General features: G+C 60.5%; 20 protein-coding genes. 18 read left to right on the top strand and 2 right to left on the bottom strand.

Features of this window, described 5'->3' with window-relative positions:
• Nucleotides 1-77 precede the first annotated feature (77 nt).
• The 7 genes from BWR59_RS20505 to BWR59_RS20475 all read left to right on the top strand — a co-directional run bounded on the left by BWR59_RS20505 (nucleotide 78) and on the right by BWR59_RS20475 (nucleotide 4867).
• Nucleotides 78-752 (top strand): MotA/TolQ/ExbB proton channel family protein, encoded by a 675-nt coding sequence (locus tag BWR59_RS20505; RefSeq protein WP_081567468.1) that lies wholly within the window; start codon nucleotides 78-80, stop codon nucleotides 750-752.
• Nucleotides 749-1180 (top strand): biopolymer transporter ExbD, encoded by a 432-nt coding sequence (locus BWR59_RS20500; RefSeq protein ID WP_081567467.1) that lies wholly within the window; start codon nucleotides 749-751, stop codon nucleotides 1178-1180. The genes BWR59_RS20505 and BWR59_RS20500 overlap by 4 nt, the downstream gene beginning before the upstream one ends.
• Nucleotides 1180-2175: a tetraacyldisaccharide 4'-kinase gene (lpxK, locus tag BWR59_RS20495; RefSeq protein WP_081567466.1), complete on the top strand. Its 996-nt coding sequence runs from the start codon at nucleotides 1180-1182 to the stop codon at nucleotides 2173-2175. Before BWR59_RS20500 ends, lpxK begins: the two co-directional genes overlap by 1 nt.
• A 17-nt stretch (nucleotides 2176-2192) precedes the next feature.
• The gene (locus BWR59_RS20490; protein WP_003174668.1) at nucleotides 2193-2378 is read left to right on the top strand and encodes a Trm112 family protein; all 186 of its coding nucleotides are present in this window, start codon (nucleotides 2193-2195) and stop codon (nucleotides 2376-2378) included.
• Complete coding sequence (gene kdsB, locus BWR59_RS20485) at nucleotides 2375-3139, top strand: 3-deoxy-manno-octulosonate cytidylyltransferase (protein ID WP_081567465.1); 765 nt, start codon at nucleotides 2375-2377, stop codon at nucleotides 3137-3139. The genes BWR59_RS20490 and kdsB overlap by 4 nt, the downstream gene beginning before the upstream one ends.
• 46 nt (nucleotides 3140-3185) lie before the next feature.
• Nucleotides 3186-4205, top strand: coding sequence for a UDP-N-acetylmuramate dehydrogenase (murB, locus tag BWR59_RS20480; RefSeq protein WP_081567464.1), 1020 nt, complete (start codon nucleotides 3186-3188; stop codon nucleotides 4203-4205).
• Between the two features lie 71 nt (nucleotides 4206-4276).
• A complete protein-coding gene (locus BWR59_RS20475; protein WP_081567937.1) occupies nucleotides 4277-4867 on the top strand; it encodes a nucleotidyltransferase family protein in 591 nt (196 codons plus the stop codon).
• Between the two features lie 178 nt (nucleotides 4868-5045).
• Here the strand turns inward: BWR59_RS20475 and rne are convergent, their stop codons facing one another.
• Nucleotides 5046-8303, bottom strand: a complete 3258-nt coding sequence (rne, locus tag BWR59_RS20470; protein WP_081567463.1) for a ribonuclease E — start codon at nucleotides 8301-8303, stop codon at nucleotides 5046-5048.
• A gap of 716 nt (nucleotides 8304-9019) precedes the next feature.
• On the opposite strand from rne, the gene rluC reads away from it, so the two are divergent.
• From rluC to sppA, 3 genes are read left to right on the top strand one after another with little or no spacing between them, the layout of a single operon-like run.
• On the top strand, nucleotides 9020-9979 hold the full coding sequence (rluC, locus tag BWR59_RS20460) for a 23S rRNA pseudouridine(955/2504/2580) synthase RluC (RefSeq protein WP_081567461.1): 960 nt from the start codon (nucleotides 9020-9022) through the stop codon (nucleotides 9977-9979).
• Nucleotides 9969-10649, top strand: a complete 681-nt coding sequence (locus BWR59_RS20455) for an HAD-IA family hydrolase (protein ID WP_081567460.1) — start codon at nucleotides 9969-9971, stop codon at nucleotides 10647-10649. The genes rluC and BWR59_RS20455 overlap by 11 nt, the downstream gene beginning before the upstream one ends.
• Nucleotides 10650-10656: 7 nt before the next feature.
• Nucleotides 10657-11655 (top strand): signal peptide peptidase SppA, encoded by a 999-nt coding sequence (gene sppA, locus BWR59_RS20450; RefSeq protein ID WP_081567459.1) that lies wholly within the window; start codon nucleotides 10657-10659, stop codon nucleotides 11653-11655.
• Between the two features lie 58 nt (nucleotides 11656-11713).
• Here sppA and BWR59_RS20445 read toward each other — a convergent pair whose 3' ends face one another.
• Nucleotides 11714-12292 (bottom strand): nucleoside triphosphate pyrophosphatase, encoded by a 579-nt coding sequence (locus tag BWR59_RS20445; protein WP_081567458.1) that lies wholly within the window; start codon nucleotides 12290-12292, stop codon nucleotides 11714-11716.
• 106 nt (nucleotides 12293-12398) lie between these two features.
• Here BWR59_RS20445 and BWR59_RS20440 point away from each other — a divergent pair, with 106 nt between their 5' ends.
• From BWR59_RS20440 to pabC, 8 genes are all read left to right on the top strand, one after another.
• Nucleotides 12399-12926 (top strand): YceD family protein, encoded by a 528-nt coding sequence (locus BWR59_RS20440; RefSeq protein WP_081567457.1) that lies wholly within the window; start codon nucleotides 12399-12401, stop codon nucleotides 12924-12926.
• Between the two features lie 13 nt (nucleotides 12927-12939).
• A complete protein-coding gene (gene rpmF, locus BWR59_RS20435; protein WP_003179396.1) occupies nucleotides 12940-13122 on the top strand; it encodes a 50S ribosomal protein L32 in 183 nt (60 codons plus the stop codon).
• 4 nt (nucleotides 13123-13126) lie between these two features.
• Nucleotides 13127-14134: a phosphate acyltransferase PlsX gene (plsX, locus tag BWR59_RS20430; RefSeq protein ID WP_081567456.1), complete on the top strand. Its 1008-nt coding sequence runs from the start codon at nucleotides 13127-13129 to the stop codon at nucleotides 14132-14134.
• Between the two features lie 129 nt (nucleotides 14135-14263).
• Complete coding sequence (gene fabD, locus BWR59_RS20425) at nucleotides 14264-15202, top strand: ACP S-malonyltransferase (RefSeq protein WP_081567455.1); 939 nt, start codon at nucleotides 14264-14266, stop codon at nucleotides 15200-15202.
• A gap of 14 nt (nucleotides 15203-15216) precedes the next feature.
• Nucleotides 15217-15954 carry a 3-oxoacyl-ACP reductase FabG gene (gene fabG, locus BWR59_RS20420; protein WP_081567454.1) on the top strand — a complete coding sequence of 246 codons (738 nt, stop codon included), beginning with the start codon at nucleotides 15217-15219 and terminating at the stop codon, nucleotides 15952-15954.
• 186 nt (nucleotides 15955-16140) lie between these two features.
• Entirely contained in the window at nucleotides 16141-16377 is a 237-nt protein-coding gene (gene acpP, locus BWR59_RS20415) for an acyl carrier protein (protein ID WP_081567453.1), read from the top strand.
• Between the two features lie 107 nt (nucleotides 16378-16484).
• A complete protein-coding gene (gene fabF, locus BWR59_RS20410) occupies nucleotides 16485-17729 on the top strand; it encodes a beta-ketoacyl-ACP synthase II (RefSeq protein ID WP_081567452.1) in 1245 nt (414 codons plus the stop codon).
• Complete coding sequence (gene pabC / locus BWR59_RS20405) at nucleotides 17726-18544, top strand: aminodeoxychorismate lyase (RefSeq protein WP_081567451.1); 819 nt, start codon at nucleotides 17726-17728, stop codon at nucleotides 18542-18544. Before fabF ends, pabC begins: the two co-directional genes overlap by 4 nt.
• Nucleotides 18545-18547: the final 3 nt, after the last annotated feature.

The raw sequence follows: 18547 nt of genomic DNA, 5'->3' as shown, positions 1-18547 counted from the left end.
GGTTATTCATCGCCGGGTTCGGCGAGGCTGTGACCCTATGTTAGAGTGGCGCCACTTTTTTTCAGGGGGTGGTCGCTGTGTGGGAGCTGGTCAAATCTGGTGGCTGGATGATGCTACCGATCATTTTGAGTTCCATCGCCGCCGTCGGAATCATCATTGAGCGTCTGTGGACCTTGCGCGCCAGCCGCATTACGCCACCGCATCTGCTCGGTCAGGTGTGGCGCTGGATTCAGGACAAACAACTGAGCAGCGAGAAGCTCAAGGAACTGCGCGCCGACTCGCCGTTGGGTGAGATTCTGGCCGCCGGTCTCGCCAACTCCCGCCATGGTCGCGAGATCATGAAAGAGTGCATTGAAGAAGCCGCTGCTCGCGTCATCCATGAGCTGGAGCGTTATCTGGCCACCCTCGGCACCATTGCCGCGATGGCTCCGCTGCTGGGGCTGCTCGGCACGGTTCTGGGCATGATCGACATCTTCAGTTCCTTCACCAGCACCGGCATGACCGGTAACGCGGGCATGCTCGCGGGCGGTATCGCCAAGGCTTTGATCTGCACTGCGTCCGGCCTGACCGTGGCGATTCCGACCATCTTCTTTCATCGCTACCTGCAGAATCGCGTCGATGAGCTGGTGGTCGGCATGGAGCAGGAAGCGATCAAGCTGGTGGAAGTGGTGCAGGGTGACCGCGACGTCGACCTGACCGACGCCAAACCCGACCTCAAGGCCGCCGCTCGTGGCGAGGGTCGAAAGAAGTGAAATTTCGCCGCCGCAAACCCCGGGAGACCATCGACATCAACCTGGTGTCGCTGATCGACGTGGTCTTTATCCTGCTGCTGTTCTTCGTTGTCACCACCACGTTTACCCGCGAGACCCAGCTGCGCGTAGATCTGCCGCAGGCCGTCACCGGTGCTTCGGCCGACGATGCTGACAAGAAGCACGTCGACATCACTATCAATGCCGACGGCGTCTATTCGGTGAATAACACGCTGTTGGCCGATAGCAAGCTGGACACCTTGATCGATGCCTTGCAGAAGGAATCGGGCGGCGACACCAACCTGCCGCTGTCCATCAGCGCCGATGGCAAGACTCCGCACCAAGCGGTCATCACCGCCATGGATGCCGCTGGCAAGCTGGGTTTCGCCCATCTGCGCATGACCACTGTCGAGGCTGGATCCGCTAACTGATGGCACTGACCGATCGTTTGCTCGACGCCTGGTACAAAGGGCATCCGGCCCTGGTGCTGCTCCGCCCGCTGGAGGCCTTGTATCGCCGCATAGTCGACGGCAAGCGTGCGCGTTTCGTGGCGGGGCAGGGTGAGATCTACACAGCACCGGTTCCGGTGATCGTGGTGGGCAACATCACGGTGGGCGGCACTGGCAAGACGCCCTTGATCCTGTGGATCATCGACTATTGCCGCGGTCGGGGGCTGCGGGTGGGTGTGGTCAGTCGCGGCTACGGCGCCAAGCCACCAAGCCTGCCGTGGCGTGTGACCTCGCAACAGAACGCCGATCAGGCCGGGGATGAGCCGCTGTTGATCGTCAAGCGCACCGGCGTACCGTTGATGATCGACCCTGATCGGTCACAGGCCGTACGCGCCTTGCTCGCCGAAGAGCCGCTCGACCTGATCCTTTCCGATGACGGCCTGCAGCATTATCGACTCGCTCGCGACCTTGAACTGGTGCTCATCGATGCCGCTCGCGGGCTGGGCAATCGCCACTGTTTGCCCGCCGGCCCGTTGCGCGAACCTGTGGAGCGTCTGCAAAGCGTCGACGCGTTGCTGTACAACGGTGCCAGCGCCGATCGTGACGACGGTTACGCCTTTACATTGCAGCCTTCGGCGCTGGTCAACCTGCTGAGCGGAGAGCGCCAGCCGGTGGATTACTTTCCTGCGGGGCAGGCGCTGCACGCGGTGGCGGGTATCGGCAATCCGCAACGTTTCTTCAACACCCTTGAAGGACTACACTGGCGGCCTGTTCCACATGCGTTCGCCGACCATGCCGTGTTCAGCGCACAGGCGCTGGCATTCACGCCGGCACTGCCGCTGGTCATGACCGAGAAGGACGCCGTTAAGTGTGCCTCCTTCGCAGCGTCCGACTGGTGGTATCTGGCCGTTGAAGCCGTGCCCTCGCAGGCTTTCGTCAGTTGGTTCGATTCGCAGTTAACCCGTCTTTTGCCATGATTCGCTCAGGATTTCTTATGGACACCAAATTGCTCGACATCCTCGCTTGCCCGATCTGCAAAGGTCCGCTCAAGCTCAGCGCCGACAAAACCGAGCTGATCAGCAAAGGGGCAGGTCTGGCCTACCCGATCCGCGACGGCATCCCGGTCATGCTGGAAAGCGAAGCCCGTACCCTGACCACCGACGAGCGTCTGGACAAATGACTGCAGCGTTTACCGTTGTCATCCCTGCACGCTACGGTTCCAGCCGCTTCCCCGGCAAACCACTGAAAACCATCGCTGGCAAGCCGATGATCCAGCACGTCTGGGAACAGGCGCGCAAAAGCAGCGCCGAGCGCGTGGTCGTGGCCACTGACGACCCGCGCATCCTCGAAGCCTGTCAGGCGTTCGGCGCCGAAGTCTTGATGACCCGCGACGACCATAATTCCGGCACCGACCGGCTGGCGGAAGTGGCTTCACTCTTGGGCCTGGCCAACGACGCTATCGTGGTCAATGTCCAGGGCGACGAGCCGATGATCCCTCCAGCTGTTATCGATCAGGTGGCAGACAATCTGGCCGCGCACCCTGAAGCGTGCATGTCGACCCTGGCCGAGCCAATTGACGACGTGACCGCCTTGTTCAATCCGAACGTGGTCAAGGTCTGCTCCGACATCAATGGCCTCGCGCTGACCTTCAGCCGCGCGCCGCTGCCGTGGGCGCGGGATGCCTTGGCGAAGACCCGTGACGAACTGCCTGAAGGCGTACCTTATCGTCGCCACATCGGCATTTATGCCTACCGCGCCGGGTTCCTGCATGACTTCGTCAGTTGGGGCCCGTGCTGGCTGGAAAACACCGAAAACCTCGAGCAACTGCGTGCCCTGTGGCACGGCGTGCGCATTCACGTCGCCGATGCCCTCGAAGCGCCGCCAGCCGGAGTCGACACCGCTGAAGATCTGGAGCGCGTCAGGCGCTTGCTGGAGAGTTGATGGCCATGGGTCGTTGCGTTCAACTGATCTGTCTGCAGGTTTGCTCATGAGCCTGCAGATTCAATCCAACGTCTCGCTCAAGCCCTTCAACACCTTCGGTGTCGATGTTCGAGCGCGTTTCTTCGCTGAAGCCCTTACCGACAGCGATGTTCGTGAAGCGTTGGCCTATGCGGCAGAGCACGAACTCGAACTGTTGGTGGTCGGCGGTGGCAGTAATCTGCTGCTGACCGCTGACATCGACGCGCTGGTGTTGCGCATGGCCAGTCGCGGCATTCGCATCACCCATGAAGACTGTGGCGCGGCCGTGGTCGAAGCCGAAGCAGGGGAGCCGTGGCATCCGTTCGTGCAGGAAATGCTGGCGCGCGGGTTGTCAGGGCTGGAAAACCTCAGCCTGATTCCCGGCACCGTTGGCGCTGCGCCCATGCAGAACATCGGCGCTTATGGCGTTGAGATCAAGGATGTCTTTCACAGTCTGGTGGCGCTGGATCGCCAGACTGGTGAGTTGCGCGAGTTCTCCCTTGCGGACTGCGCCTTCGGTTACCGCGACAGCGTGTTCAAGCATGAAACCGGGCGCTGGCTGATCCTGCGGGTGCGCTTCAACCTGAGCTTCGCGGCGCGGCTGCATCTGGATTACGGTCCAGTCCGGCAAAAGCTTGAAGAGCAGGGCATCAAGGAGCCGACGCCGCTGCACGTCAGCCGCGCGATCTGTGCGATTCGCAGCGAGAAATTGCCTGATCCAGCCGTTCTGGGTAACGCTGGCAGCTTCTTCAAGAACCCGGTGGTCACGGCTGCACTCGCCGAACGCATCAAGCAGACCCATCCAGGGCTAGTGGCTTATCCCCAACCTGGCGGGCTGATGAAGCTCGCAGCAGGCTGGCTGATCGAGCAGGCTGGCTGGAAAGGTTTCCGGGAAGGCGATGCAGGGGTTCACACCTTGCAATCGCTGGTGCTGGTCAACTACGGCTCGGCGTCCGGGCACGATCTGTTGAATCTGGCACGGCGGATTCAGGCTGACATTCTCGAGCGTTTTGGCGTTTCGCTGGAAATGGAGCCTAATCTCTACTGAGGTTGGACCAGCTTTTCTGGCTCGGCCTTTGCTATTTTGATGTGAAGCACATTCCAGATCAGAGGCCGAACATGAGCGAGACCCTGTGCGCTATCGTCCTTGCTGCCGGGCAGGGGAGCCGCTATCGGCAAGTCGCTGGTGCCCATCGCAACAAGCTTCTGGCGCAATGCACGGGCCGTGATGGCATTGAACGAGCCGTGCTTGAGCATGTGCTGGTCAGTCTGCGTACCGTCGTCGATAAGATCGTGCTCCTCACGCGGCCGGAGTATTCCAGTGTGGCGGAACTCGGCCTGCGTTTTGGCTGCGAAATAGTGGTGCTGGAATCCCCAGGCATGGGCGACAGCATTGCGGCCGCAGTGTCGGCCGAGCCCGATCATCGCGGTTGGCTGATCGTGCTGGGCGACATGCCATTCATTCATCTGGATACCCTCGAACGTGTGGCCGAGTCGTTGGAGCCCGCCGCGATCAGTGTGCCTGTGCATACGGGGCAGTATGGGCATCCTGTGGGATTTGGACGTGGATTCGGTCCGTCTCTGATGGGGCTTGCGGGGGAGAAGGGCGCCAAGCGGTTGTTTCAGGGGGCTACGGTCAAGCAGCTTCCGGTCGACGATGCGGGCGTCCTCTGGGATGTGGACGTGCCTTCGGCGCTGCTGTTCAAGTAGAGCAATATTGGCTTTCGTCGAACCCTTCTCTCTGAAAACGCCCCGCTGGTAGCAGAATCAAACCTAGGGTGGTCCTCTATAGCAGTCCGGCTGTATGCGTTCAATTCCAGCAGCCCAAAAAGCGTCCATAAAAAAGCCCCACCTGCTCGCACAGGTGGGGCTTTTCATTCACTGAAGATTACGAAGGCTTGTGCTCTTTGTTTTCTTCCAGTTCTTCACCGTGCTCGGTCACGACTTCCTTGACCGGCTTGATGTGCTCGTCACTGGCCGGAGCAGGCGGGGTGACCGCTTCGACTGCAGGCGCAGGCTCGGCGGCAGCTTCGACCCGTGGCGCAGCGACAGCAGCGGCCTCAGCTTCTTTCTGCAGACGCTCTGCTTCCAGGCGGCGACGGCGAACCTCACGAGGATCGTTCGGCGCGCGGCCGGTGCTGGCCATCGGCAGTGCCGGTGTCTCGGCGACTACAGGTGCTGGAGCGGTTGCAGGTTCGACGGCAACCGGTGCGGCGACGATTTCCGGAGCGGCCAGCTCAACAGGGGCAGCCACTACCGGCTCGGCAACCACTGGCTTCTCGACCACTGGCTCGGCGGCTTTCGGCGCTTCGACAGGTGCCGCAACCGGCGCTTCTACCACTGGCGCCGGAGCGGGTGCTTCAACGACTGATGGCGTTTCGACTGCAGTTGGGGTTTCGAACAGTTCGGCTTGAGCGGCGGCTTTCACCTGACGCTCGAACGGGCTCAGGCTGGCGTCGAACTGTGCCACTTCAACTTCCGGCATGATCGAACGCTTGGCCGGGGCGGCAGGTGTTTCGACGACTGGCGCTTCCACAACCGCAGCTTCGGCCTTCTCGACGGCTGTTGACTCCACCGCTGGCGCTTCGACTGCGGCAGTGGCACGTTCTGCCTGGCGATTGGCTTCGGCTTCAGCTGGAGCACTGATCGCGGTTTCGGCTACGGCGGCGGTAACCGCCAGGCCTGCTGCGATTTCAGTGTTATTGCCTTCGCTGCGAACGCCTTCGTTACCGGCTTCAGCCTGTTCCGAAGTGCCTTCGTTGCCTTCGCCTTCAGTGCCTTCGATCACATCGCCGTTCGCATCACGCTGACGCTCGCGACGGTTGCTGCGACGACGCTGGCCGCGGGAGCGACGACGAGGGCGATCGCCTTCGGCGTGTTCCTGACCGTCATCCTGCTGCTCATCGTTGTTCAGCAGTGTTTCGTCTTCGGCGGCTGCTGCGGCCTGTTCGGCACGTGGCTGGCGCTCTTCACGCGGTGGGCGTGGCGCGCGCTCTTCACGCGGTGCGCGCTCAGGGCGTTCTTCACGTGGCACGTTGACGGCAGGAGCGGCGTCCAGCGGTTCGCGCAGTTCACGCACACGCTCTTCACGCGGCTTGCGGTCTTCACGCGGGGCGCGTGGTGTACGCTCCTCACGCGGAGCGCGTGGCGCGCGTTCTTCACGTGGAGCGCTGTCTTCACGGGCTTCACGCGGCTCGCGCGGTGCGCGCTCTTCACGCGGGGCACGATCTTCACGAGGCGCACGCTCTTCGCGTGGAGCGCGTTCTTCACGCTCTGCACGAGGGGCGCGTTCTTCGCGAGGCTTGCGCTCTTCGTCGCGGCGACCGTTACGGCTGCGGCTTTGCTGACGACCGTTGCGGCGCTCTTCGTTGCGGGCAGGACGCTCGGCAGCCGGTTTTTCTACCACGGCGGCAGGAGCAGCAGGCTCTTCCTTGGTGGCGAACAGACTGACCAGGGATTTCACCAGACCTTTGAACAGGCTTGGCTCGTGAGCGACTGGCGCTGGAGCGACTGGCGCGGCGACCTCGGTTGGAACCGGAGCGTTGGCGCGGGCAGGTGCTGTCTTGACCGCTGCTTCCTGGCGAACCAGGGTGCGGGTCGCGGCAGTCGGCTGCACTTCTTCCACTTCGGCGGCGGCAGCGGCGATTTCGTAGCTGGACTGCAGGCTGTGGGCTTCCGGGCTGTCATCACGCAGACGCTGAACTTCGAAGTGCGGCGTTTCGAGGTGATCGTTCGGCAGAATGATGATGCGGGCACGGGTGCGCAGTTCGATCTTGGTGATCGAGTTGCGTTTTTCGTTGAGCAGGAACGCGGCGACCGGGATCGGCACCTGAGCCCGTACTTCGGCCGTACGGTCTTTCAGGGCTTCTTCTTCGATCAGGCGCAGGATCGCCAGCGACAGCGATTCGACGTCACGGATGATGCCGGTGCCGTTGCAGCGAGGGCAGACGATACCGCTGCTTTCTCCCAGCGATGGACGCAGGCGCTGACGGGACATTTCCAGCAGGCCGAAGCGCGAGATGCGGCCGACCTGAACACGGGCGCGGTCGGCTTCGAGGCTTTCGCGGACTTTTTCTTCCACGGCGCGCTGGTTCTTGGCCGGGGTCATGTCGATGAAGTCGATGACGATCAGGCCGCCGATGTCACGCAGACGCAGTTGACGGGCGATTTCCTCAGCCGCTTCAAGGTTGGTCTGCAGGGCGGTTTCTTCGATGTCGCTGCCTTTGGTGGCGCGCGCCGAGTTGATGTCGATGGACACCAGCGCTTCGGTCGGATCGATGACGATGGAACCGCCGGAAGGCAGTTCGACCACGCGCTGGAAGGCGGTTTCGATCTGGCTTTCGATCTGGAAGCGGTTGAACAGCGGAACGCTGTCTTCGTACAGCTTGATCTTGCTGGCGTACTGCGGCATCACCTGACGGATGAAGGTCAGTGCTTCTTCCTGGGCTTCGACGCTGTCGATCAGGACTTCACCAATGTCCTGGCGCAGGTAGTCGCGGATGGCGCGGATGATGACGTTGCTTTCCTGGTAGATCAGGAACGGCGCGGCGCGATCCAGGGACGCTTCCTTGATGGCGGTCCACAGTTGCAGCAGGTAATCGAGGTCCCACTGCATTTCTTCGCTGCTGCGGCCAAGGCCGGCAGTGCGCACGATCAGACCCATGTCGGCAGGGGCGATCAAGCCGTTGAGCGCTTCACGCAGTTCGTTGCGTTCTTCGCCTTCGATGCGACGGGAAATACCGCCGGCACGCGGGTTGTTTGGCATCAGCACCAGGTAACGACCGGCCAGGCTGATGAAGGTGGTCAGGGCAGCGCCCTTGTTGCCACGTTCTTCTTTTTCGACCTGAACGATGACTTCCTGGCCTTCGCTCAGGACGTCTTTGATGTTGACGCGGCCTTCTGGCGACTTCTTGAAGTATTCGCGGGAGATTTCTTTCAGCGGCAGGAAGCCGTGACGTTCGGAGCCGAAGTCGACGAAAGCCGCTTCCAGACTCGGTTCGATGCGCGTGATCCGGCCTTTGTAGATGTTGGCCTTCTTCTGTTCGCGGGCCCCGGATTCGATGTCCAGGTCGTATAGGCGCTGGCCGTCTACCAGCGCAACACGCAACTCTTCGGGTTGAGTTGCGTTAATCAGCATTCTTTTCATGTAGTACCGTCGGTTTCCGGGCTGCCGGAAACGGCGTTCGGCACACACGACTTCTCACGGTCGGTGTCAGGGCGCGTCAGGAGTGCTTGGACACTCCAGTGTCTAGCGATATCCGGCCAGCGGGGCCGTAGTCGCGACGACGTTTCCTGCTTGCTGTGGTGACAAATGACACCCTGTCAGCAAAAGCTTTGTCAGGAGGAGGAATCAACCATCGGTAGCGGACGATATGAAGCGTCTTGAATAAAGCCTTGTGCTACACAGTCCGACGGTTGTGCGTCTCCACCCCACACGTATCCCTGATAATTCGGGTGCTGCCGCTCGCTGAATCCGCAGCGGGTTTGCATTTACGCGATCTTCGATGGGAAGTTCGCGCCTCATGGCTCAAATTAAGGCGTGGTTTCCGAAGCATTCGCCCGGAACGTCTGCCAGCGACTGCACTTTGTGAACTGGCCTTGAACATGGGCCTCGACGGCGAGTGACTCACTCTGCGATCGGGCTTGTTTCAGGCCTCATGTCACCTGCGCTCGTTACGCTTGCTGACCTTCCGTTGTCACCGAAAGCCCCGTAGGACGGCCTCGCGCCCTCGTGAATTGCGTTGGTCAGGGCCGGTTGTAATACCGTTTGTCCGCTGTCCAGGCCGCTTTTGGCGGCGTTCGCGACTATAGCAGCAATCATTAAGTGCTTCAAATCCATAAAAAATTGTTATGATTTGCGCCATGACGAATATCACCCCCCCAACCCCCGGCGTTCAGCTGGTAGAGGTTGCGCCGGAACTTGCCGGTCAACGCATCGATAATTTTCTGATCACGTACCTCAAGGGCGTTCCCAAGACCTTGATTTACCGCATATTGCGCAAAGGCGAAGTGCGAGTGAACAAGGGGCGGATCAAGCCCGAGTACAAGCTTCAGGCGGGCGACATCGTGCGCGTTCCACCCGTTCGGGTGCCTGAGCGCGACGAGCCTGTGCCGGTTGCGCAAGGTTTGCTGCAGCGCCTGGAAGCGGCCATCGTCCACGAGGACAAAGGCCTGATCATCCTCAACAAGCCCGCTGGCATCGCGGTTCACGGCGGAAGCGGCTTGAGTTTCGGTGTCATCGAAGCCTTTCGTCAGTTGCGTCCCGACGCCAAGGAGCTGGAGCTGGTCCATCGTCTGGATCGGGACACTTCCGGTCTGCTGATGATCGCCAAGAAACGCAGCATGCTGCGTCATCTGCACGAGCAGTTGCGCGGCGATGGCGTCGACAAGCGTTACATGGCACTGGTGCGCGGTAACTGGCCGACGTCGCAGAAGCAGGTCCGTGCGCCGTTGCTCAAGAGCAACCTGCGCTCCGGCGAGCGCATGGTCGAGGTCAACGACGAAGGCAAGGAGGCGCTGACCCTGTTCAAGGTGCTGCGCCGTTTCGGCGACTTCGCGACAATGGTTGAAGCGCGGCCGATCACCGGTCGTACTCACCAGATCCGCGTGCACGCTCTGCATGCCGGGCATTGCATCGCTGGTGACAGCAAGTACGGTGACGAAGACTTCACCCGCGAGATTCGTGATCTGGGCGGCAAGCGCCTGTTCCTGCATGCTTATGCCCTGACCGTGCCGCTGCCCGATGGCGGCGAGCTGAAAGTGGAAGCGCCTGTCGATGACATGTGGGCCAAGACCGTGGAGCGACTGCTGAGTGCGCCGTGATTACGAGCTGCTGATTTTTGACTGGGACGGCACGCTGTCCGACTCCATTGGTCGTATCGTCGAGGCGATGCGCACTGCCGCTGACCTCGCCGGGCGTCCCGTGCGTGATGAGCTGGCGATCAAGGGCATCATCGGACTGGGTTTGCCAGAAGCCATTCGCACGCTGTACCCCGACATCACCGCCAACGACCTGATCGATTTCCGTCAGCATTACGCCGACAGTTACATGGCGATGGATGTCGAGCCATCCAGGCTGTTCGACGGCGTGCGTGAGTCGCTGGAGGCGTTCCGTGCCGAGGGTTATCGGATGGCGGTTGCGACCGGCAAGGCACGCCGCGGGCTGGATCGCGTGCTCAAGGCCCATGGCTGGATGGAATATTTCGATGCCACCCGTGCCGCTGACGAGACGGCCAGCAAGCCCGACCCTCTGATGCTCAACGAGATCCTTCAGCATTGTGGTGTAGCGCCGGAAAAGGCGCTGATGGTCGGTGACGCTTCGTTCGATCTGCTGATGGCGCGCAACGCGGGAATGGACTCCGTGGCAGTAGGCTATGGCGCGCAGGCGCTGGATTCCCTGCTTCAGTTCGAACCGGCACTGGCGATCAATCATTTTTCCGAGTTGCGTGCCTGGTTGGGTACGCAGACTGCCGAATCTTCGTTGTTGGGGTAATTGATCTATGTCGGATGAATGGAAAGCACCGTCTTCGCAGGATGAAAGCGGCGAGAGCAAGGCTGACGCCAAGAGCTGGAAGCTGCTGGAAAAAACCCTGCTGGCGGGCGTTCAGGAACAGCGTCGCTCCCGTCGCTGGGGGATCTTCTTCAAATCACTGACCTTCATCTACCTGTTCGTCGCGCTGGCGATGTTCTCGCCGTTGATGGATCTTGGAAAAGGTGGGTCGCGCAAGTCCAGCCATACCGCGTTGATCGAAGTCAAAGGCATGATCGCCGACACTGAGGCCGCGAGCGCTGACAATATCGTGGGCAGCCTGCGCGCAGCGTTCGAGGACGAGAAGACCAAGGGTGTGATCCTGCGCATCAATAGCCCGGGCGGCAGTCCGGTGCAGTCGGGTTATATCTATGACGAAATCCGTCGTCTGCGCGCTCAGAAGCCGGACATCAAGGTGTATGCGGTGATTACCGATCTCGGTGCGTCGGGGGCGTATTACATCGCCAGCGCCGCCGACCAGATCTACGCCGACAAGGCGAGTCTGGTGGGCTCCATCGGGGTAACCGCAGCCGGTTTCGGTTTCGTGGGCACCATGGAGAAGCTCGGCGTGGATCGGCGCACCTATACCTCGGGCGAGCACAAGGCGTTCCTCGATCCGTTCCAGCCGCCTAAGCCCGACGAAACCGCGTTCTGGCAGGGTGTGCTGGATACCACGCACAAGCAGTTCATTGCCAGCGTCAAGGCCGGTCGCGGAGATCGCTTGAAGGACAAGGATCATCCTGAACTGTTCTCAGGGCTGGTATGGACCGGTGAGCAGGCTGTTGCACTGGGCTTGGTGGATGGCCTGGGCAGTGCCAGCTATGTCGCGCGTGACGTGATCGGCGAGAAGGAAATGGTCGATTACACGGTGCAGGAATCGCCGTTCGATCGTTTCTCCAAGAAGCTGGGCTCCAGCGTCGCCGAGCAGATCGCCATGTGGGCAGGTTTCAAAGGGCCTTCGCTGCGCTGACTGTTTTTTCAGGCAAAAGAAACCCGGCCATTGGTCGGGTTTTCTTTGGGGGGACGCTTCAGGGGATTTCCACGCCTTCTGCGGTCAGCATGTCCACCAGCCTTATTAAAGGCAGGCCGATGAGGCTTGTGGCGTCAGGGCCTTCGGTCGACTGAAACAACCTCACCCCCAGGCCCTCGGCCTTGAAACTGCCAGCGCAGTCGTAAGGCTGTTCGGCGCGCAGGTAGCGGCTGATACGTTCCTCGTCCAGTTCGCGCATATGCACGGTGAACGGCACGCAATCGATCTGGCACTGCCCCGTACGGCTGTTATAGAGCGCCAGGCCGGTCAGAAAGCTCACGCTCTTGCCGCTGCTGGCTTTCAGTTGTTCCAGTGCTCGCTCGAAAGTGTGGGGTTTGCCGATAATCTGCTCGCCCAGCAAGGCGACCTGGTCCGAGCCGATGATCAGATGGTCGGGAAAGCGCGTTGCCAGGGCCTTGGCTTTTTCTTGCGCCAGGCGCTTCACCAGCTCTGTAGCGGACTCCTGCGGGCGGTGGCTTTCGTCGATATCCGGTGACGCGCAGACGAACGGTAAACGCAGGCGTTCAAGCAGTTCGCGGCGATAAGGCGAGCTGGAAGCGAGGAGCAAAGGCAGCATGGGGTTCTCCAAAACATGAAAGTCGAGTGTAATCAGAGGGTCAGGTTGCGAACAGCCCTGAATTTCCTTTGACAGTCGGGGGGCTCGTCCCTAGAATGCTGCGCCTATGTTGAATGACCCGATTCCACCTCACGTTGACCCGCGCAAATTAGCTGATCGTGGCACTACTCTTCAGGGAGAGATGCTGCTGGCTGATTTGGAGAGACTCTGCGACCCGCTTGCTGACAATCTCGGTACAGTGCAGGCGAAATTCGTTTTTGAACGAGACGAGCAACGCGCCGTGGTTATCCACAGCGAAATCGACGTCGAAGTCAAAATGGTTTGCCAGCGTTGTCTTGAGCTGGTCACCCTGCCGATCCACAGCGAATGCAGTTACGCCGTGGTGAAGGAGGGTGCAAATACCCAGTCGTTGCCGAAAGGCTATGACGTGCTGGAACTCGGCGAAGATCCATTGGATCTGCTGGCGTTGGTCGAGGATGAGCTTCTGCTCGCCTTGCCCATTGTGCCAACTCATGATCCGAAAGAATGCCAGCAGCCGGCGGGCCTCGATGAGCCCGAGCCGAGCGTGGACGAGGTAACGCGGTCCAACCCGTTCAGTGTATTGGCGCAGTTAAAGCGTGACCCAAACGTTTAGGAGTTAATCAATTATGGCTGTTCAGCAGAACAAAAAATCCCGCTCTGCCCGTGACATGCGCCGTTCGCACGACGCTCTCGAGGCTAGCACTCTGTCTGTAGAAAAAACCACCGGTGAAGTTCACCTGCGTCACCACGTATCGCCAGAAGGCGTATACCGTGGCCGTAAAGTGATCGACAAGGGCGCTGACGAGTAATTTCTTGTCTGCTCCGGTCATCGCGATCGACGCAATGGGCGGGGACTTCGGTCCCCGCAGCATTGTTCAGGCCAGCATTGCCTGCCTGCTCGCTACACCCTCGCTCCATCTGACCCTCGTCGGTCAAGCCTCCCTTCTTGAAGAACTCATCGCACGCCACTCCGGTGTCGATCGCTCGCGCCTGCTTGTCGTCAACGCCAGTGAAGTCATCACCATGGATGATCGGCCGTCCCTCACTCTGCGGGGCAAGCCGGACTCGTCGATGCGCGTGGCATTGCGCCTCGTGGCCGACGGCTCGGCGCAAGCCTGTGTCAGCGCTGGCAATACCGGTGCGTTGATGGCGCTGTCGCGATTCGTGCTCAAGACCTTGCCGGGCATCGATCGCCCGGCGATGGTGGCGGCAATTCCCACCCAGCGCGGCTACTGTCAGTTGCTGGACCTGGGGGCGAACGTCGATTGCAGTGCGGAAAACCTCTACCAGTTTGCCGTGATGGGGTCGGTTGCCGCTGAAGCGTTGGGTGTGGCGCGGCCAAAGGTCGCACTGCTCAATGTCGGCACCGAAGACATCAAGGGCAACCAGCAGGTCAAGCTTGCCTCCAGCCTGCTGCAAGCCGCGCCCGGGCTTAACTACATCGGGTTCGTCGAGGGCGATGGCCTGTATCGCGGCGAGGCAGATGTGGTGGTCTGCGATGGGTTTGTCGGGAATATCCTGCTCAAGTCCAGCGAAGGGCTGGCGACGATGATCGGCGAACGAATCGAAACCTTGTTTCGCCAGAATGTACTTTCCCGCGCTATCGGTACGTTGGCGATGCCATTGCTCAAGCGGCTCAAGGCTGATCTGGCGCCTGCCCGCCACAATGGCGCAAGCTTTCTGGGTTTGCAGGGCATCGTGGTCAAAAGTCATGGTTCGGCGGGCGTGCAAGGCTTTCAAAGCGCGATCCAGCGTGCGCTGATCGAAATACAGGAGAATCTGCCAGAGCGCTTGCACGGCCGTCTGGAAGAGCTCCTGTAGGGTGTCTTGAGCTAGAATGTGACCCTTGTGACTGCTCGGTCATCCAACTGACCAGTCGCAACACTTTGAATTACCTCGCGTTCGGCCTGGCCGGACGTTCTTTCGACGACAATAATCAGGGGCTTGTTAATGTCTGCTTCCGTCGCATTCGTCTTTCCGGGTCAGGGCTCGCAGTCCCTCGGCATGCTCGCCGAGTTGGGCGCGCAATACCCAATGATCCTGGACACGTTCAAAGAAGCCTCCGACGCTTTGGGCTATGACCTCTGGGCATTGATCCAGCAAGGTCCGGAAGAAAACCTCAACCAGACCGACAAAACCCAGCCGGCCATTCTGACCGCCTCGATCGCCTTGTGGCGTCTGTGGCTGGCGGAAGGTGGCGTGCGTCCGGCTTTCGTCGCCGGTCACAGCCTGGGTGAATACAGTGCGTTGGTCGCGGCTGACAGCCTGTCGCTGGCAGATGCGGTCAAGCTGGTCGAGCGTCGTGGCCAGTTGATGCAGGAAGCCGTGCCTGCGGGGCAGGGCGGTATGGCGGCCATTCTGGGTCTGGAAGATGCCGATGTCATTGCAGCCTGTGCCGAAGCGGCTCAGGGTGAAGTCGTCAGCGCTGTGAATTTCAACTCGCCAGGTCAGGTCGTTATTGCGGGTGCCAAAGCCGCCGTCGAGCGCGCCATAGAGGCCTGCAAGGCGAAGGGTGCCAAGCGCGCGCTGCCGCTGCCGGTCAGTGTGCCATCGCATTGCGAGCTGATGCGTCCGGCTGCCGAGCGTTTCGCTGAGTCTATCGCCGCCATCGACTGGCAGGCGCCGCAAATTCCTCTGGTGCAGAATGTCAGCGCCAGTGTGGTTTCGGATCTGGGCACGCTGAAAGCTGATTTGCTTCAACAGTTGTACAAGCCGGTCCGCTGGGTCGAGTCGATCCAGGCGCTGGCTGCCAATGGCGCACTGCAACTGGTCGAGTGTGGCCCGGGCAAAGTACTGGCGGGTCTGAACAAGCGTTGCGCCGATGGCGTGAACACCCACAACCTCAATACCCCGGATGCCTTCGCCGCCACTCTCGCGGCGCTGGCCTGATAAGGAGAACCTGCATGAGTCAGGGTAAAGTTGCACTGGTCACCGGTGCGAGCCGTGGCATTGGTCGGGCGATCGCCCTGGAATTGGGTCGTAACGGCGCCACTGTGGTGGGCACTGCAACGACCGAATCCGGCGCCGAGAAGATCACCGCCTACTTCAAGGAAAACGGCGTCGAAGGCTTCGGCATCGCGCTGGATGTCGGTAGCGATGAGTCGGTCAGTGCCGTGCTGGCACAGATTCAGGAACGCGTTGGCGCGCCATTGATTCTGGTCAACAACGCCGGTATCACCCGTGACAATCTGATGATGCGCATGAAGGATGACGAATGGCATGACGTCATCAACACCAACCTGAACAGTCTGTATCGCCTGTCCAAGGGGCTTCTGCGCGGCATGACCAAGGCCCGTTGGGGCCGCATCATCAGCATCGGCTCTGTGGTGGGTGCCATGGGCAACGCAGGTCAAGTAAACTACGCCGCCGCGAAAGCGGGTCTGGAAGGTTTCAGTCGCGCGCTGGCGCGTGAAGTCGGCTCGCGGGCAGTGACCGTGAATTCGGTCACTCCAGGGTTTATCGATACCGATATGACCCGCGAGTTGCCAGAGGCACAACGTGATTCCCTGACGGCTCAGATTCCTCTGGGCCGACTGGGGCAGGCTGAAGAGATTGCGCATGTGGTCGCTTTTCTTGCCTCGGAAGGTGCAGGCTACGTTACCGGGGCTACAATCCCCGTGAACGGCGGCATGTACATGTGACTTCCCGTACCGAAAAAATGTCATACGGGCTGTCTAAAATCCGTTATAAAGCTGAAATCTATTAAGGGGTTGAGGGTCGATGGGCGTAGCGGGGATTGCGTTTAGCTTGAAATACGCAAAACCTCTTCTATACACTTACCCATCGGCCAGCTGCCCGAATTTGTCCACTAGGAGTTAACACACGGTATGAGCACCATCGAAGAGCGCGTCAAGAAAATCGTTGCCGAACAACTTGGCGTCAAGGCAGAAGAAGTCACCAACACCGCTTCTTTCGTTGAAGACCTGGGTGCCGACTCCCTTGACACCGTTGAGCTGGTGATGGCTCTGGAAGAGGAATTCGAGACCGAAATCCCTGACGAAGAAGCCGAGAAGATCACCACTGTTCAAGCTGCTATCGATTACGTTACTGCCCACCAGGCGTAAGATTTTGTAATCGTTGCTCGCTGTCCTGGAAAAACCGCACTGCCTCAGGCGTGCGGTTTTTTCTTTAAACAGGGCAGCGTTTCGTCAATAGAAAAAAGGAGAGTCCTGTGTCGCGTAGACGCGTCGTGGTCACCGGTATGGGTATGCTGACGCCATTGGGCAACGATGTGCCCAGCACATGGCAGGGCATTCTGGCTGGCCAGAGTGGCATTGGCCTTATCGAGCACACGGACCTTTCGGCTTACACGACCCGCTTTGGCGGTTCGGTCAGAGGATTCAAGGTCGAAGACTATCTGTCGCCCAAAGAGGCGCGTCGTCTGGATCTCTTCATTCAGTACGGTCTGGCAGCCAGCTTCCAGGCAGTGCGCAACGCTGGCATCGAAATTACCGACGCCAACCGTGAACGCATCGGCGTGGCCATGGGCTCGGGTATCGGTGGCCTGACCAACATCGAAAACACCAGCCGTCTGCTGCATGAGCAGGGGCCGGGCAAGATCTCCCCGTTCTTCGTGCCGGGTTCGATCATCAACATGATTTCCGGTTTCCTGTCGATCCATCTGGGCGCACAGGGGCCGAACTACGCCATCGCCACGGCCTGTACCACAAGTACCCATTGCATCGGCATGGCGGCACGCAATATTGCCTATGACGAAGCGGACGTGATGATCGCCGGTGGCGCTGAAATGGCGGCCTGCGGTCTGGGCATGGGCGGCTTCGGCGCATCCCGTGCGCTGTCGACCCGCAACGATGAACCGACCCGGGCCAGCCGCCCGTGGGACAAGGGCCGTGACGGTTTCGTACTGTCCGATGGCGCAGGCGCACTGGTCCTCGAAGAGCTGGAACATGCCAAGGCCCGCGGTGCGACCATCTACGCGGAGCTGATCGGTTTCGGCATGAGCGGCGATGCATTCCACATGACCTCGCCACCGGAAGATGGCGCAGGCGCGGCACGCTGCATCACCAATGCACTGCGCGACGCGAAGATTACGCCCGACCAGGTTCAGTACATCAACGCCCACGGCACCTCCACCCCGGCGGGCGATCTGGCGGAAGTCAACGCGATCAAGTCGGTATTCGGCGACCACGCCTACAAGCTGGCGGTCAGCTCTACCAAATCCATGACCGGCCATTTGCTGGGTGCGGCAGGTGCGATCGAAGCCATCTTCAGTGTGCTGGCAATCAACGGCCAGGTAGCGCCTCCGACCATCAACCTCGATGAGCCGGGCGAGGGCTGCGATCTGGACTTCGTGCCTCACGAGCCACGCAATATGCCGATCGACGTTGTGGTGTCCAACTCCTTCGGTTTCGGCGGGACCAACGGTTCGCTGGTGTTTCGCCGGTTCGCCGAATGACGCTGTGCTGGATCGATGGTGCGCCTGCTGACTCGCTGCCGGTTGCGGATCGGGGTTTGGCCTATGGCGATGGCCTGTTCGAGACCATTCTGGTCAAGGCAGGTCAGCCATTGCTGTTCGAGCGGCACATGCAGCGCCTCGCGCTGGGTGGTCGGCGTCTGGCGATAGCCCTCGATCTGCAACTGATTGAAAGCGAATGCCGTGCATTCGCTGCGCAGCTGAGCGAGGGGGTGATGAAACTGATCGTCACCCGTGGTGACGGCTTGCGCGGTTATGCGCCCGCCGTCGATGCCAAACCTCGGCGCGTTTTGCAAGGCAGTCCGCTGCCTGCTTATCCTCTGGCGAATGCCGAAAAGGGCGTTCGTCTCTTTCCCTGCAAGACCCGCCTTGCCGAGCAGCCGTTGCTGGCCGGTCTCAAGCACCTTAATCGCCTGGAGCAAGTCATTGCCCGTGGTGAGTGGAATGATGCCGAGCATGCCGAAGGCCTGATGCGCGATACTACGGGCCGGGTCGTCGAAGGGGTCTATAGCAACCTGTTTGTGGTCAAGGGCGGCGTATTGCTGACGCCGGATCTGACGCGATGCGGCGTCGCCGGCATCATGCGCGCGCAATTGCTGGCCATCGCCGAGCAGAGCAACATGCCTGCCCGGGCGCTGGACCTGCAAATGACCGACCTGCAAAAAGCCGACGAAGTATTCGTCTGCAATAGTGTTTATGGCATCTGGCCGGTGCGCGCCTTCGAGCGACTGAACTGGCCGGTTGGGCCTGTCACCCGTAAACTGCAAAGTCTTGTTCGCGGGCTTCTGGATATCTGATTC

It is taken from the genome of Pseudomonas sp. Bc-h, assembly GCF_002080045.1.
In the GTDB taxonomy this organism is placed as follows: domain Bacteria; phylum Pseudomonadota; class Gammaproteobacteria; order Pseudomonadales; family Pseudomonadaceae; genus Aquipseudomonas.
The sequence above is the reverse complement of the archived record's forward strand: the minus strand, read 5'-3'. Positions and strand labels throughout refer to the sequence as shown.

Coding starts and splice junctions, on each gene's coding strand:
- lpxK (WP_081567466.1), top strand. CDS start 1,180: ATGGCACTGACCGATCGTTTGCTCGACGCCTGGTACAAAGGGCATCCG.
- BWR59_RS20490 (WP_003174668.1), top strand. CDS start 2,193: ATGGACACCAAATTGCTCGACATCCTCGCTTGCCCGATCTGCAAAGGT.
- kdsB (WP_081567465.1), top strand. CDS start 2,375: ATGACTGCAGCGTTTACCGTTGTCATCCCTGCACGCTACGGTTCCAGC.
- murB (WP_081567464.1), top strand. CDS start 3,186: ATGAGCCTGCAGATTCAATCCAACGTCTCGCTCAAGCCCTTCAACACC.
- BWR59_RS20475 (WP_081567937.1), top strand. CDS start 4,277: ATGAGCGAGACCCTGTGCGCTATCGTCCTTGCTGCCGGGCAGGGGAGC.
- rne (WP_081567463.1), bottom strand. CDS start 8,303: ATGAAAAGAATGCTGATTAACGCAACTCAACCCGAAGAGTTGCGTGTT.
- rluC (WP_081567461.1), top strand. CDS start 9,020: ATGACGAATATCACCCCCCCAACCCCCGGCGTTCAGCTGGTAGAGGTT.
- sppA (WP_081567459.1), top strand. CDS start 10,657: ATGTCGGATGAATGGAAAGCACCGTCTTCGCAGGATGAAAGCGGCGAG.
- BWR59_RS20445 (WP_081567458.1), bottom strand. CDS start 12,292: ATGCTGCCTTTGCTCCTCGCTTCCAGCTCGCCTTATCGCCGCGAACTG.
- BWR59_RS20440 (WP_081567457.1), top strand. CDS start 12,399: ATGTTGAATGACCCGATTCCACCTCACGTTGACCCGCGCAAATTAGCT.
- rpmF (WP_003179396.1), top strand. CDS start 12,940: ATGGCTGTTCAGCAGAACAAAAAATCCCGCTCTGCCCGTGACATGCGC.
- fabD (WP_081567455.1), top strand. CDS start 14,264: ATGTCTGCTTCCGTCGCATTCGTCTTTCCGGGTCAGGGCTCGCAGTCC.
- fabG (WP_081567454.1), top strand. CDS start 15,217: ATGAGTCAGGGTAAAGTTGCACTGGTCACCGGTGCGAGCCGTGGCATT.
- acpP (WP_081567453.1), top strand. CDS start 16,141: ATGAGCACCATCGAAGAGCGCGTCAAGAAAATCGTTGCCGAACAACTT.
- pabC (WP_081567451.1), top strand. CDS start 17,726: ATGACGCTGTGCTGGATCGATGGTGCGCCTGCTGACTCGCTGCCGGTT.